15 protein-coding genes are annotated in these 14,840 nt (G+C 68.4%); 5 read left to right on the plus strand and 10 right to left on the minus strand.

Translation table 11 applies throughout. The features are described from left to right. Positions 1-16: 16 nt before the first annotated feature. From EV378_RS10540 to EV378_RS10550, 3 genes are read right to left on the minus strand one after another with little or no spacing between them, the layout of a single operon-like run. Positions 17-874 carry an ABC transporter permease gene (locus EV378_RS10540; protein ID WP_207908630.1) on the minus strand — a complete coding sequence of 286 codons (858 nt, stop codon included), beginning with the start codon at positions 872-874 and terminating at the stop codon, positions 17-19. Positions 875-887: 13 nt separating this feature from the next. Beyond that, positions 888-1,736 (minus strand): MlaE family ABC transporter permease, encoded by an 849-nt coding sequence (locus EV378_RS10545; RefSeq protein WP_132423302.1) that lies wholly within the window; start codon positions 1,734-1,736, stop codon positions 888-890. Between the two features lie 3 nt (positions 1,737-1,739). Further along, positions 1,740-2,048 carry a hypothetical protein gene (locus EV378_RS10550; RefSeq protein ID WP_132423305.1) on the minus strand — a complete coding sequence of 103 codons (309 nt, stop codon included), beginning with the start codon at positions 2,046-2,048 and terminating at the stop codon, positions 1,740-1,742. A gap of 792 nt (positions 2,049-2,840) precedes the next feature. Here EV378_RS10550 and EV378_RS10555 point away from each other — a divergent pair. From EV378_RS10555 to EV378_RS10565, 3 genes are all read left to right on the plus strand, one after another. Further along, positions 2,841-3,242 carry an SCP2 sterol-binding domain-containing protein gene (locus tag EV378_RS10555; protein ID WP_132423308.1) on the plus strand — a complete coding sequence of 134 codons (402 nt, stop codon included), beginning with the start codon at positions 2,841-2,843 and terminating at the stop codon, positions 3,240-3,242. 138 nt (positions 3,243-3,380) lie between these two features. Further along, positions 3,381-3,830, plus strand: coding sequence for a hypothetical protein (locus EV378_RS10560; protein ID WP_132423311.1), 450 nt, complete (start codon positions 3,381-3,383; stop codon positions 3,828-3,830). Positions 3,831-4,927: 1,097 nt separating this feature from the next. Then, positions 4,928-5,566 carry a TetR/AcrR family transcriptional regulator gene (locus tag EV378_RS10565; protein ID WP_279389645.1) on the plus strand — a complete coding sequence of 213 codons (639 nt, stop codon included), beginning with the start codon at positions 4,928-4,930 and terminating at the stop codon, positions 5,564-5,566. Between the two features lie 60 nt (positions 5,567-5,626). On the opposite strand, the gene EV378_RS10570 is transcribed toward EV378_RS10565, so the two are convergent. The 6 genes from EV378_RS10570 to EV378_RS10595 all read right to left on the minus strand — a co-directional run bounded on the left by EV378_RS10570 (position 5,627) and on the right by EV378_RS10595 (position 10,715). Continuing rightward, positions 5,627-5,857, minus strand: a complete 231-nt coding sequence (locus EV378_RS10570; RefSeq protein ID WP_132423317.1) for a hypothetical protein — start codon at positions 5,855-5,857, stop codon at positions 5,627-5,629. Positions 5,858-5,871: 14 nt separating this feature from the next. After that, a complete protein-coding gene (locus tag EV378_RS10575) occupies positions 5,872-6,702 on the minus strand; it encodes a poly(ethylene terephthalate) hydrolase family protein (RefSeq protein WP_165922232.1) in 831 nt (276 codons plus the stop codon). A 373-nt stretch (positions 6,703-7,075) separates the two neighbouring features. Next, positions 7,076-8,188, minus strand: coding sequence for an AraC family transcriptional regulator (locus EV378_RS10580; protein ID WP_165922233.1), 1,113 nt, complete (start codon positions 8,186-8,188; stop codon positions 7,076-7,078). Positions 8,189-8,410: 222 nt separating this feature from the next. Then, entirely contained in the window at positions 8,411-9,340 is a 930-nt protein-coding gene (locus EV378_RS10585) for a GGDEF domain-containing protein (protein WP_165922234.1), read from the minus strand. A gap of 378 nt (positions 9,341-9,718) precedes the next feature. Further along, positions 9,719-9,928, minus strand: a complete 210-nt coding sequence (locus EV378_RS10590) for a hypothetical protein (protein ID WP_132423329.1) — start codon at positions 9,926-9,928, stop codon at positions 9,719-9,721. Positions 9,929-10,247: 319 nt separating this feature from the next. After that, the gene (locus EV378_RS10595) at positions 10,248-10,715 is read right to left on the minus strand and encodes an Lrp/AsnC family transcriptional regulator (protein ID WP_132423332.1); all 468 of its coding nucleotides are present in this window, start codon (positions 10,713-10,715) and stop codon (positions 10,248-10,250) included. 60 nt (positions 10,716-10,775) lie between these two features. Here EV378_RS10595 and EV378_RS10600 point away from each other — a divergent pair, with 60 nt between their 5' ends. Both EV378_RS10600 and EV378_RS10605 read left to right on the plus strand, forming a co-directional pair. Beyond that, the gene (locus EV378_RS10600; protein ID WP_132427705.1) at positions 10,776-11,933 is read left to right on the plus strand and encodes a trans-sulfuration enzyme family protein; all 1,158 of its coding nucleotides are present in this window, start codon (positions 10,776-10,778) and stop codon (positions 11,931-11,933) included. A gap of 238 nt (positions 11,934-12,171) precedes the next feature. Further along, positions 12,172-13,248 (plus strand): alpha/beta hydrolase, encoded by a 1,077-nt coding sequence (locus tag EV378_RS10605; RefSeq protein WP_132423335.1) that lies wholly within the window; start codon positions 12,172-12,174, stop codon positions 13,246-13,248. A gap of 51 nt (positions 13,249-13,299) precedes the next feature. Here EV378_RS10605 and EV378_RS10610 read toward each other — a convergent pair whose 3' ends face one another. Next, entirely contained in the window at positions 13,300-14,724 is a 1,425-nt protein-coding gene (locus EV378_RS10610) for an aldehyde dehydrogenase (protein WP_132427707.1), read from the minus strand. Between the last annotated feature and the right edge of the window lie 116 nt (positions 14,725-14,840).

The following is a 14,840-nucleotide window of genomic DNA, read 5'->3' on the forward strand; positions in this document are numbered from 1 at the left end:
GAGAGGCTCGAGAACGTCAGTTGGCAATGGGGGCGTTCGGGGAGAGTCCCCAGAACAACTGAGTTCCGAGCGTGCTGATGATATGCACCAGAACCATGTTGACCATCATCGATTTCGCGGTCGCCTGACCCACTCCGACGGGCCCACCGGAAGCGTTGTACCCGTAGTAGCAACCGACGAAGATCACGCATGTACCCATCGCGATCACCTTCACCGTGGCATAGATGATGTCCAGCGGATTCTGGTAGAGCCAGAAGATGTAGAGGTATCCACCGGAGGAGACCTCTCCCAGCTGCAGCACCACGACGAGGTACATGGCGATGTAGCTCATTCCGAGACCGACGATGAACAGGAACGGCATCGCGATCCAGGACGCGAGGATCCGGGTCCCGACGAGGTAGCTGAGGGACTTGACGCCCATGACCTCCATCGCGTCGATCTCGTCCGCGATGCGCATCGAGCCGATCTCCGCGACGAGCCCGCAACCGACCTTCGCCGCGAAGATGTACGCCCACATGTACGGCGACATCTCGCGGAGACCGCAGTAGTCGGTGAAGATCGCCGAGTAGAGCGGCGCACCGACCTGCTTCAGGGTGTAGCTGGCCTCGGTCGCACACATCGTGCCGACCATGAACTGCATGAACCAGACGATCAGACCGCTGGAGAGGATCAGGACGCCGGCCTGGTGGAAGACCTCACCGACGTAGTGCCGCATGTCGGGGAAGTTCCGGATCGTCCTGCTGGAGAACTTCGCGATCAGCCCGAAGGTCGAGACGGCCTCCCGGAACTTTCCGACCGCCATCCGCGGGGAGACCTCGACGGAGTCACGGCTGTCGGGATCGTCGGTCGGCTTCTCGGGTGCGTCGACGCTCATGTGCTCCGCCTCCTCACTTGAAGACCTGCATCTCGGGGTTCAACCCGAGGAGCAGAGCCGTGTAGACGTAGTTGAAGACCCAGATGCAGGCGAACGCCGTCACGACGGACACGTTCACCGCCTTGCCCACGCCGGCCGGTCCGCCCTTGGCGCGCAAGCCCATGAAGCTGCAGACGATTCCGATGATCAGGCCGAAGAACAGGGACTTGACGACACTTCCCCAGATGTCCGGTGTGGTCGCGTTCGCGAAGAAGTTGCTGACGTAGGCGGCGGGGTTCGCGCCGAGGTACACCGACGCGATGAAGCCGCCGATCACGCCGCAGAGCAGCGCGAGGATGTCGAGCATCGCGGTCATGATCGTCACGGCGATGACCCGCGGGATGATCAACGTGCGGATCGGGTCGACGCCGAGGACCTCCATCGCGTCGATCTCCTCGCGGATCCGGCGCGCACCGAGGTCGGCCGTCATGGCCGTTCCCATCACGCCGGCCACGATCATCGCGTTGATCCACGGGGCGAACTCGCGGACGGATGCCATGAGGAAGAACGACCCGAGCCTGTCCGGGATGCCGAACAGCAGGTAGATGTTGCCGCCCTGGAGGCCGGGGGCACCGAACCCGAACGCCACACAGGACACGACGACCGGGATCCAGCAGAGCCGGAGGGTGTCGTACATCTGGTCTCGCGTGTCGGCCCAGTAGCCGACCGGCCTGCTGATCGCGCTCCAGAGCACGTGGCCCGTGTAGGCGATGATCTCGCCGGCGGTGACCAGCGGTCTCGTCACGCCGTCGACGTACTTGCCGGCGGTCCCGCGCTTGCGGCCCACCGACGTCGTAGGGGGTCCTTCAGCCGTTGTCGTCATGAGTCACACCCGTCCTCGACGATTCCGCGCCGCGACGCCGGAGACGGCACCGACGAGCACGGCCGACACGAGCAGTCCTGCGACGTCCGATCCGCCCAGCGGGCCGATCGGGAACAGGAGGATCAGCGGCAGGCCGAGGAGCACCGTCACCAGTGCGGCGCCTGCGCCGCCCACGTGGGCAGGTCCGGTCGGCCGGGCACGGCAGCCGGCAACGGCGAACGCGAGCAGCGCGACGAACCATGGCCATGCGGCAGCGAGAGGCGGAACGAGCGCTCCGACGAGCGAGCCGGACAGCATCCCGAGGACGAACACCGTGAAGCCGGAGGAGCCGGCCCGGAGAACCGACGGAAGGCCGTCGCGACCGCTCGCGGCACCCCGATCGTTTCCGACCGGCGGTGACGACGTTCGCCGCAGGCTGACCGCACGTGCAGACATCACTGACACTCCCAACAGACGGACTTGCGGTCACGAGTCACACGACCGGAGCCCGGGCTCCGGTCGCGGGGACGCGGAGACACGTCGGGGGTCGTGATCTCCTCGGACGGGCTGTGGAAGTCCCGGCCGTACGTCCTCGCGCCGCTCGACGGCGCTACCGGTCGAGCGTGTGGCTGTCAGGGCCTGCCAGCGTCGGTGTCACGGCGACGGGACCCGATCAGTACGTGTCCGAGGTTCTCGGACAGACGGAGACTGGCAGGAGGACGTGCCTCGGGGGCCCACATCGTCAGACCAATCGGACGTCCACGTTCGTCCGAATGCGACGACGTCCTCCGGAGACGCCTCTCACGTCCACGGCCACTGACGTGATGTCGACGCCCGGCACAGGCACCTCACCGACGACGGAGTCGGACGGGCACGCCGTCGAGTTCGACGCCTTCACGATGTCCGGCGACCCGGCGGCACCGTCACCGGGTAGGCGACATCGGACAACTCGGCGGTCCGAACCGTCGTCAACCGAACCGAGTGAGGACGACGCCGGCCGGATTGAGCCGTTCCGGACAGCGGTTCTCCCTCTCCGTGTCCCGAGAATGCGATGAAGCCGGACGGCCGGACGCAGGGCGTCGACGCCGGCTGCCTCAGCACAACGACGTTCCCGAGGAGACCCACATGGCACTGACGTTCCTGTCCGACGAGTGGTGCGCCGCGGCGATGGAGGCGATCAACGCCAACGATGCCGTCCATCAGGGGTTCAAGGCCCCCGAGACCTTCGACCACCCGATGTACCTCGGCCTGCTGGAGAAGGACGTCACGACGTACTTCACCTTCAAGGGCGCCAAGCTCACCGAGTGGTCCACCAGCCCGCTGCACGACGCGGTCGACTTCGGCCTCCGGGCGAAGGTCGAGCACTACCGCGAGGCGGCCGAGGGCAAGGCCGAGGCGGGCACGCTACTGATGGGCGGCCAGCTCAAGCTGGTCGAGGGCGACGTCCAGCTGGCGATCCAGAACGCCGCAGCCTTCAACGCGTTCCTCCGCACGTTCGGCGAGATCGACACCGACTGGGACGTCTGACCACGACGAACTCCCGCGCCGGCCCCGACCGGTCGCGTAGCTCCCCGCACGACCACGGTTCGCGGCCTCGTCCTGGTACGGGGCCGCGAACCGTTCTCCGCACCCTCGGCACCCGCCACACCCAGATCGGATCCCGACATGGCCAACGACACGCAGACGTACGGCGTCACGTGCCACGACGGCGACGAGGCCAACGGCGTCGCCACCATCCTCAGCATGCTGCTCTCCCAGAACTTCGCGAAGAAGCCGGAGCTCGTGGACGTCGCCCGCCGGATGTCCCGGCCGGTTGCGGTGATCAGCACGGACACCGGTACCGAAGCGACGCTCGAGTTCGGCACCGACGGGGTCGTGCTCCGCAACGGGGTGCACGGGAAGCCGTCGGTCGCGGTGCACGCCACGGTCGACCAGATCCTGGACGTCTCCCAGCTCACCATGAAGGCGGGCGGCCTGCTGCCGGTCGGTTTCCTCACCGGACGCGGCATGAAGGTCCTCGGACAGATCCTGGCGCACAGGCTCGTCGTCAAGGGACTGCTCACCCACACCGTCTCGTCACTCCGCACCATCGCGCTGCTCTCCGTCGCCGACTGAGACCGCCGTCGGAGCCGGGATGCCACTCAAACACTCCGGGCTACCGGTGAACCTCATGGTGCGGGCTGGGCGGTGTCCTCCTACGGCCCACCCAGCCCGCAGGACAGCTCGACGGCTCCCCAACCGTGGCTGTCCGAACAGTCGCGCCTGCTCATGGCTGCCCCGGGAGGCAGGGCGCGACTGCGTCTACGACGGCCCGCGGTCGCCGACGCCGCCTCCTGCCGCGGGGTGCACCGGACAGTCCGGATCCACGAGTGGCAGGTCGGCGGCACCGACCCGGTACGCCGCATTGCCCAGTACCGAGCACCGACAGCCGAGCTGGACCGCTGCAGCGCTGCCCGGTACCGGTTCCTGCCGCTCGACCGGTCGAGTTCGATCGGTCGACGACGTGTCGTCCGGAACCGGGGCGGGCGATGTCGCCTTCTCGAAGAGCGGCACGCCGACGGCGTCGTCGTGAGTGACGCCGCCGACGCCGTGCTCACGCCCGCCCCGCGCGACGGAATCCGGTTCGGCGCACTCCCCGAGCGCCGAGCCGTCGTCCGCGCGCCGGCCGGACCACCGTGCAGCGGGGGTCTGTGGGCCGAGGGCCGGCATCGACTGCGGATTCTCGTTCATGCAACACCACCACCGGCATCGTTCGGGTGTTCCCCGCCGGGGCGCTCCCGGCGAGAGCATTCCGGGTCTGGACGGCGAACGCCCTCGTGCCGACGTCGGTCGCACAACCGCCGCCACCGAATCACGATCTCCTCGTGCGGATCCGTCGCCCGCGCAAGCCGATCCGCCACCAGGATCTCGTGGAGAATCGTCACGTCGCGTCGATCCATCGAACAGCTCTCCTCCCATGACGACCGCGGCCACACCCGGACCGAACGGGCCGGTCCCCTCCTGTCCACGACGGGTCATGGGCCACGACAACACAATACCGTGCGGTATTGAACTTGGGCTCGGTGGCGCTCGGGGTCGCAACTCGAGCGGTGTGCCGTATCGCTACGGTCTGTGAAGCCTTCGGCTCCGGTACTCATCCGGGTGAGGCGATACCGTCGAGCACCGGTAGCGACGTCGGTGAACCAGAGGGACCAGGTGAGGAGGAGAGCACGGTGCCTCCGCGAAACGGCGGGACATCGGGACGCACTCGTCCGACACGGGCCCAGACCCGGCGACGGGTCCTCGACGCCGCGTTCACCGTGTTCGGGCAGCGCGGCATCGCCGGGTCGTCCCTCGACGACGTCGCGGCCGAGGCCGGGTTGACCAAGGGTGCGGTCTACTCGAGCTTCACCGGTAAGGACGATCTGGTCCTCGCCCTGATCGAGGAGCACGCCTTTGTGCGGCTGAACCGGGTCATCGACCGAATCGGCGACGTACCCGATACACAGAGCGTGCTCGCCGACGTGGCCTCGACCCTGGTCGAGGCCATGCACGTCGACGCCGCAGCGCACCGCATCCTCGCGGAGTACTTCGCGCTGTCCCACCGTGACCCCGAGCGACGCGAAGCGCTCCGTCGCACCCGGGCCACCGCCCGGGAAGCCGTTGCCCGAGGTGTCGAACAGTTCAGCACCCGCACCGGCATCACGCCGGCCCTCCCGCCCGAGCAGATGGCGGTGATGCTGTTCGCGTTGAGCAACGGTCTGGGTGTCGAGTCGGCCATCGATCCGCAGGCGGTGCCCGCCGACCTGCTCGGTCGGGTCCTTGCACTTCTGGTGGCCCGACCCGACACCGATGGGGCGGCGTCAGGTTGAGGCCGGGCACGGCCGGCAGCACGGCGGATTGCGCTCGGCCCGTGCTTCTGACCTCGGGTTCTAGGGATGGAGCGTGCAACGAGGATCGTGCAACGGCGCGCTGACGGCACCGTCCCGGTAGGCAGCGTTGCCGAGTACCGAGCAGAGGCAGCCGAGCTCGACGGCCAAGGCACTACCCGGCAGCAGGACTCCGTCGAGACCGCGCCCGTCGACACCGTCGGCGTAGGCGACGCCGTGGCCGTCCGGTCCAGGCCGGACGTCGGCGTCGAACCATGTGTTCTCGGTCGGCACGCTTCTCTCCACGATCAGGTGTGGTGTCGGTAGTCGAGCCGGGTGTCGACGCAGGCAGCGCATCCGTCGCCGTCGAACACTCCGGCCGCCGCCCGGTCGCCGTCGAGCTGGGAGAGGAACCACGCGGTGATCAGACCGCGGAAACCGCCCCCGTCCGGGACCGGCTCGAGATGGCCCGCGCCGCGTAGCCCGGCGTAAGCCGCTTCGACCTGGCGTGTGCGCTGGTAGAACGGCTTCACGATCAGAGCCGGGCTGACGACCACGTCGTTGTCGCCTGCGAGATACAACACCGGGCCTCGTAGCCGCTCCGGAACGGCGGCAGGGCCCGGTTGTACAGCGACCGTGGTCCGGACGATCCGATCGGCTCCGGCGTTCATCGCTCCGGCGCCGCCTTGCGAATGGCCGGCGGCACCGATGGCGTTGGTGTCGACTCGGTCCGCGTACGGGCTGGCCGGGTCACCGTCGGCGGCGACGAGCTCACGTGCCCCGGCGAGCATCGCGGCACCGTCGTTGGCCTGGGTGGTGTTCGCGGCCGACACGATGAATCCGTAGGACGCGAGATGCCGGAGCAGGCCGTCGTACGCGAGTGGCACGGCGCCCGTGCCGTTTCCCCAGACGATGACCGGGTGACGTGTCCCGGGTGCGCCGAGATCGGCCGGGCGGTAGATGGTGTGCTGCGCTCCCGACTCCGTCAGCACGTCGTTGGGGCCCGGTTCGGCCAAGGTGCTGATCAGGTCCTGCGCTGCGTCGTCGGATGTCGGGGACTCGACGCCGCTGGCAGCCGGTGCCAGTGCAACCACGGTGAGCGCACAGAGCAGGCCAGCGACGAGAATGCGCAGTTTCACAAGCCGTCCGTTCTCGGGATGCCGGCGGACGGGGAAGGGGAGCGCCCGTCCTGACCGGTTCGGGGTTCGACGCGGACCTCGCGGCCTCGCGCCTCGGACGGTATGTCGACATCGAGCGGCCGCGACAGACACACTTTCGGCACGCAGCTACGCGAAATCGGTAGGGCCGGCCGGACAAGGGGCGTCCACACCGGCGGGCGATCAACGTGAGCCTGCGATGGCGCGGGATCACGTCGAGCCTCGCACGCTCGTGCCACCACCCGTCCGCTTCGCGGACCTCGAGCACGAGCGCCTCCGCGGCGAACGGTCAAGCCCGCCGGCGTGGTGTGTGACGCCTGACGCGTGGTGTCGGGACGGCGATGATCCGGGCCGCCTACGACGTCTCGACGCGCCCGTCACCAGGCCGGTCGCACACCACCCTGGTGAATACCGCTCGACGGGCGTTCACCGAGTGGGAACGCGCGATCGTCGCGGAAGGAAGCTCGCCGAAGTGCTCGCGGTAGACCGCGGCGAATCTGTTGGCCTGGGGGTAGCCCCACCGCCTGGCTACATCGGCGATCCGCAGTTGTGCGTCGCCGGCCTCGACACCGACCTCGAGGTCGGCGCGGGCTCGTTCCATCCGCAGACGCGTGAGGAACTGCTTGGGGGACTGATCGAACTCGCGACGAAAACCTGCATGGAGTCCGCGCATCGACAGGCCTACCTCGCGAGCGATGAACTCGACCCCGATGGCTTGCCCGGCGCGTGCCGACATCAGCGAAGCGGCGTCGAGGATCGCCGATCGTTTGCCTTGACGTCGTTCTCGACGCTCCATCTGGCCCCTCAGGGAATGATCGTGGCCGAGTAGCAGCGTGGTCATGATCTGCTCCCGTAACAGGACGGCCTGCATTGCACTGAGACCTCGGTTGCCCAGATCGTGCGGGGCGTTCGCCAGGTTCCGGAGGAACTCTGCCTGGTTGACGAGCGTGTCGACCACGACAGACGAACTCAGTTCCGAGTGGAAGTCGAGACCGTAGGTCTCGTCCTCGGGCGCCACGGTGCGTGCCGCGAAGCGTCGGACGTCACTCATGGCAAGCATGATCATCACGTACGTCACCCCAGGCTCGAGCTCGAGCGTCAGCTGCCCGCCGGGAGACTTGATGAAAGCCGAGCTGTCGACGGCCGAACGGAACGACGCCCCTTTGTAGTCGACACTCATGCCCCCGACGACGGGCAACGAGATCGCGAGGTAGTCGTCGACCGCTGGATCGTGGATCGCATCGAGGCGGATCCGCGCGTCGCCGTACGTTATGCGCATCATCGACAAGCCGTCCGCCTCAAGGCCGTCGACAACGCCGCCGACCTCCTTGACTCGCGACGCTTTCACCGAGGCCTCTGCCATCATGGTTCCGAGCTCGTCGACCATGGACTCGACGTCGTCGGTCTCGATCAGCCTCGAGCCGAGGGGCGCCGAGGCTAGATTCACCATCGCGCCCGAACTGTTCATCAATGACATCACCCTCTGCGAGGATCGGCACAACGGAGCCGCTACGGATGCTTACCGACGGAGCTCCGTCCGCACTTACTCGCGAACCGGGGATCCCGTTGAGTATGACCAGTCGAGCGCCGCGCTTCGTTCTCCACGATAACAAACCACGCATTGTTGTTGACCGTGGACGCACTGTCATCGCTACTCGCCCGGTCGGCGTTGCCGCATCTGGAGAGTCCACTACATCTCTTCCGGCTCATATCGTTCGCGCGAGGTCGTCACGGATCCGACGCTGACGCGGTCACGTCCGCCGCGCTTCGCCCTGTACAGGGCCAGGTCGGCAGCCCGGAAGAGCCGGGTTCTGTCGGAGGTGTCGAGCCCAGGGAAGACCGTGGCGACTCCTACGCTCACGGTGACCCGCACGTCGGCATGGCCTGGATGCCCGATGCTGAGTTGCCGGACAGTCGTCACGAGCTCTTCGGCTATGGCCCGCGCTCGGTCTGTCCCGGTGGCCGGGAGAAGCACCACGAACTCCTCCCCACCGTAACGCGCGAGAATACTCGTCCCACCGGGCAGGGTCTCGCGAATCGCCTGGGCGATGGCGACGAGCACCTGATCTCCGTCGGCATGCCCGAAAAGATCGTTATAGATCTTGAAATGGTCGACGTCGATAACGAACATGGAAAGGACATCGCCCGACGCAGCGGCCGCGGCCCATTCCGTCGACTCTGCTCGAGCCAGCCCCCTGCGATTGAGCAGGCCGGTCAGTAGATCCGTCGTCGCTGCGAGGTCGAGCTCGCGATTGAGCTGTTCGATCCGCTCGATTCCTCGAAGCCGTTCATCCGTGACGTCTTTGCCGACGACGACAACGACCGGCCCGTTGGTCGACCATCTCCGGTCGAGCCACACCTGGACGTCCACCCAACGGAATGAGCCACCGATCGTCATGATCCATCCCGAGTAGGTTCCACCCCGCAGTCCGGCGCGAGCCACGTCGAGTGCCTGCTCGATACGCCATACTTCGTCCGTGAGTGCGAATTCACGCCACGCTCGGTGTACGACCTGCGCCGTGTGCCGGGACGGTGCCACAGCGACGATCTTCCCGAGCGGATCGACCAAGCAGGCGAAATGGTAGCCGTGACGGACTACCAGATCGTCCAGGTCGTGCACAGCAGCTCGAGAACGTTGGAACCTCATCAGGCAGACGAACAGGATGCTCGCCGCCAGAGCCGCCGACCCGGCCCACAGAACGTCGGGGGTGAAATCTGCGCAGACGGAGGCGCTGCATGCGGCCCCGACCAGGGCCGCGCACACACACGCCGCAGCCACCGCAGGTGCGTCGCCGACTCGTGGTCTCACGGCAGGTGGCTCGCACGGTCAGCTGTGGTGCCGGTGGTCGAGTCGGTCGTCGGCGCATGCTCCGCAGTCGTCGCCGACGAACTCCCGAGCTGCAGCCTCGTCGCCGGCGAGCTGGTGACGGAACCGAGCGGTGATGAGGCCGCGGACATCCCCACCATCCGACACCGGTTCCAGGTGACCCGCTCCGCGCTACTCGGCGTACGCCGCTCCCACCTGCGCCGTGCGCTCGCAGAACGGCTTCACGGTCAGGTCGGGGCTGACCACGACGTCGTCGCCGACCGCAGCCGGTGCCACCGCCAACACGGTGAGAGCCCGGAGCACCCCCACGACGACCATGCGCACGTTCACGAGCAGTCCGTCCTCGAATCGTTGGGCCGGGGCGGAGCGCAGATGTCGCACCCGGCCATGCGAGACAGACGGATCCGCACCGAGCTCCGCGCTGACCGTAGATCGAGCTCACGCTGCTACCCAGACCACGTTTCGGCAGCCAGATGGTCAGGATCAGCACAGTGTCGACGACGCCGAACCGCTCCTGGCGGCAGAGCGTTCGTGCAGTAGTGGCGTCCACCCGAGGTGGCGTGCGACCCCCGGTGACGGGCGTGCGCGTCGACGAGCCGGACGGCCATCGCGGCCCTCACCCATGTGAGGCCAGCTAGACGCCGTGCTCCGGATCCGCTCCAGCTTCGGGGGCGGTGAGGTCCGGTCGATCACGTCGTGGTCAGGCCGGCTGGACAGGACCACCCGGCCAGGTAGCGAAGATCAGGTGCGTCTCGAGGCGGCCGACCTCGCGTCGGGCGGTGAAGTCCAGCACGAGTCGTTGCAGGTCGTCGGTGTCAACGCAAGCAATGTGTACGAGAAAGTCGTCACCGCCGGTCACGAAGAACAGATCGATCGTCTCCGGTAACGCGCGGGCCCATTCGACGAACGGGTCGACCAGGGGTCGGGCGTGCGAGAGGAACTGCACCGCGAGGAACGCCTGAACTCCACGCCCGACGGTCTTCGGGGCGACGCGGGCGTGGAAGCCGGTCACGACGCCGAGCCGTAGGAGCCGGTTCGTCCGCTCCAGGCACGTCGACGCGGCGACGCCGACGAGAGTGGCCAGGGCCTTGTTCGAGATCCGTGCATCGTTCTGCAAGTGCTGAACGATCTTCCGATCGACCGAATCCAGAGTGACCGATTTCGCCATGGACCGAATCCTATGCGGTTTCCAGGCTCTCCGGCCGGATCTCCGGCGAGCATGTGCCCCATGACGCGGCACTCCCTCACCACCCGCGCGGTGCACTCCGGACGTCACGACCTGGTCGACCTCGGCGTGCACGCCGTCCCGATCGACCTGTCGACGACATATCCGTGTCGGGATTCGCGGGCCGAAGCAGCACGGCTCGACGTGCTGGGAGCGGGTGCCGACGACGGCGGGTTACCCGTCTACGCTCGCGTCGGTAACCCCACGGTGGCCCGGTTCGAGCACGCCCTGGCGGATCTGGAAGGCGCGGAAGCCGGGGTCGCGTTCGCCAGCGGCATGGCTGCCCTGTCCGCGTGCCTGCTGGCTGCGGTCGCCGCAGGCCGGCCTCACGTCGTCGCGGTCCGGCCGCTCTACGGCACGAGCGACCATCTGCTCGATTCCAGCGTGCTGGGCACGTCCATCACCTGGACGACGGCCGACGACGTCGCCGAAGCGGTCACCGACCGGACCGGGCTCGTGGTTGTCGAGTCGCCCGGGAACCCCACCCTCAACGAGATCGACATCCCGGCGCTCGTGGCGTCGGTCGCCGACGTACCGGTCCTGGTGGACAACACCTTCGCCACCCCGGTGCTGCAGCGGCCCCTCGAGCTGGGCGCGGCCTACGTACTGCACAGCGCCACCAAGTACCTCGGTGGACACGGCGACGTGATGGGTGGTGTCATCGCCTGCGCCGAGGAGCGCGCCCGACCGCTACGGCAGCTCCGATTCGCGACCGGCGCGATACTGCACCCACTGGCCGGTTACCTCCTACTACGCGGGCTGTCCACGCTGCCCATGCGGATCCGCGCGGCCTCGCAGAACGCCGCCGAGCTGGCCGACCGCCTGTCCCGACACCCCGCGGTGACGCGCGTCCACTACCCCGGCCTGTCCGAACCGCGTCCGGCTCACCACATGAACGGGGGCGGTGCGATCGTCTCCATCGAGATCACCGGAGAACCGGCCGACGTCATCGCCGCCGTGCGGGTGTTCACCCCGGCGGTCAGCCTCGGCAGCGTGGACAGCCTGATCCAGCACCCCGGCTCGTTGAGCCACCACATCATGGATCCGGGCGAACGCGAGAAGGCCGGAATCAGCGAGCAGTTGCTACGACTCTCGGTCGGGATCGAGGACCTCGAGGACCTGTGGACCGACTTGGACGAGGCGTTGTCATCCGCGAAATGACCGACGAACCAAGGGCCAGGCCGGCCGATCCGGGCGGTAGCGGCACAGGGACACGACTTCAGCGCTGACCCACTGTCGTTCGGCGGCGCCCGGAGGACGCCGGGTAGCTCGCCACGGCCGCTCGGCGACGACGAACCCAGCCCTCGGGTGCATCCGCACCTCGGTTCGAGCCCGTCGTAACCCACGACGAGCACTCTCGTTGGAATCTGCAAACCTTTAGATTCCAGGAGGCGCACCGATGCTCCCTTCCCTGTTCCGTCGACGGCTCGGCAGACGCGCCCTGGGCTCGGCCGCGGTGGTCGCGGCCACCCTCGCCGCCGCCGTCGTCGGTGCCGGCTCGGCCGCCGCCGCGCCCACCCAGTGTCGGGAGGTGTCGTTCCCGGTTCGTCTGGCGGCCCTGTCCGGCTCGATCCACGGCACTCTCTGCGCTCCGCCGGAGGCGCGGACCCTGCAGATCCTGGTGCACGGCCACAGCTACAACCGGTCGTACTGGGACTCCCCCTACGAGCCCGAGCGGTACTCCTATGTCCGCCGGGCCACCGAGCACGGTTACGCCACCCTGGCCATCGACCGGATCGGCACCGGGACCTCATGGCGTCCGCCGAGCGTGGCGACCACTCTCGACGCCAACGTCGACACCGTCGGCCAGGTCGTGGAGGCCGTCGCCCGCGGCGAGGTGGGCGGCTTCGAGCACCTCGTGCTCGTGGGGCACAGTTACGGCACGTTGACGGCCTACGGCGTGGCCGGTGACCCCCGGGCGGGCCGCCACCTCGACGCGGTCGTGGCGACCGGCGGGTCGCACGGTATCGACTACGCCTACGCCGGACTGGCCTACTTCCCGTTCGTCCGGCCCGCCGTGACGGACCCCGCCTTCGCCGACCGGGCGCCGGATCCCGCCTACGTCGTGGCGGCCCCCGGCAAGCACAACGTGTTCGTCAACGCCGCCAACACCGATCCGGCCCTGCTCGAGCTCAACGAGGGCGCGCTCAAGGACACCGGCACGCTCGAGGAGCTGGCCACACTGGGCACCCACACGGTGCAGAACCTCACCCCTCTGCGCTCCAGCGCCCCCGTGAACATCCCGATACTCGCCATCAACGGCGCCGAGGACCCCTTCTTCTGCGGGCCGCCGCTCGCGGCGGACTGCTCGTCGGGGGAGGCTCTCGCACGCTACGAGCGCCCGTTCTTCGGACCAGATGCCCAGGTCGAGGGCGTGGTCCTCCCCGGGACCGGGCACGGGTTCGCGATCGAGCGGACCGCGCCGATCGCGTACGACGCCATGCTGGACTTCGTCGACCGCCACGTCGGCGTCTGACGCCACGTCCGAACCCGTGCCCCGCGGCGGAGGTCCGCCGCGGGGCACGGTTCAGCCCCGGTAGATCGACTTGAGCTCGAAGTAGGCGTCGAGCGCCTCGGGGCCGAGCTCACGACCCAGCCCGCTGTCCTTCATCCCGCCGAACGGCGCGTCGAGGTCGATCGTGTAGCCGTTGATCCCGACGGTGCCGGTGCGGATCCGCCGGGCGATCGCCGTGGCGCGTTCGGGATCTGCCGACCACACCGAGCCCGCCAGACCGTACGCACTGGCGTCGGTGATCCGGATCGCGTCCTCGTCATCGGTGTAGGGGATGACCACGACGACCGGGCCGAAGACCTCCTCCTGGGCCAGCCGATCGGCGTTGTCGACGTCCGCGAACACGGTCGGCTCCACGAACCACCCTCGGTCCAGACCCGCCGGAACGCCTCCGCCGGTCACCAAGCGGGCACCGGAGGACCGCCCGACCTCGATGTGGTCCACGACCCGGTCGCGGTGGCGGGCCGAGACCATGGGGCCGATGCGGACCGCGGGATCGAGCGGGTCACCGATCGTGCGGGACCGGCAGTAGTCGACGACCGTGTCGACGACGTCGTCGTAGCGCGACCGGGGGGCGAGGATCCGCGCCTGCGTGGTGCACGTCTGACCGCTGTTCATGAACGTCGCCGCCCCGAGGCCCGCCCGCAGGACGTCCAGGTCGGCGTCCTCGCAGACGACTGCCGCGGACTTCCCGCCCAGTTCGAGCGTGCAGCGCCGGATCAGCCTTCCGCACTCGGCGCCGATCAGCCTTCCTGCCGCCGTCGACCCGGTGAACGCGACCTTGTCGACAGCGGGGTGTGAGACCAGGCTCGCCCCGGCGTCGCGGTCCCCGGGCACCACGTTCAGCACGCCCGGCGGCAGCCCGGCCTGCTCTGCGGCCAGGGACAGCATCGCGGCGTCGAGCGCGGTCTCCGGCGAGGGCTTGAGCACGACCGTGCAGCCGGCCGCGAGTGCCGGCGCGATCTTGTACATCGCCAGCGCCTGGGGGTAGTTCCACGGTGCGATGGCACCGACGACACCGACCGGCTCCCGGCGGACGAGCGTGGTTCCCCGCACCTCCTCCAGGTCCAGCGCCTCGACCCGGTCGGCGTAGCGCCGCAGGAGCGCGGACGGCAGCGCACCGTTCAGCGCACGGGACAGTCCGATCGGGGTGCCGTTCTGCCTGCTCACCAGCTCGGCGACGGAATCGGCCATGGAGGCGAACGCCGCCGCGAACCGGCGCATGGCCGAGGCGCGCTCGACCGGACCCGACCGCGCCCAGTCGCCGTCGGTGAAGGCACGCCGGGCCGCACGCGCCGCCCGGTCCACGTCCTGCGCCGACGCCATCGGCGCCGCCCCGAGTGGCTCGCCGTTCGCGGCCTCGACCACCTCACGGACCCCGGCGCCCGGATCCGTCCGCTCCCCATCGATGTACAGCCACCCGGAGTCTTCGGCCACCATCACGACCTCTCAATCTAACGATCATTCGATGATCTCTACGGCTGGCTCCACCCAGGACCAGCACTCATCAGGCACTGAACCTAGCCTTGCGCCGTCCTTCTGTCTGGCATAATCTT

This window comes from Pseudonocardia endophytica, from assembly GCF_004339565.1.
Taxonomy (GTDB): domain Bacteria; phylum Actinomycetota; class Actinomycetes; order Mycobacteriales; family Pseudonocardiaceae; genus Pseudonocardia; species Pseudonocardia endophytica.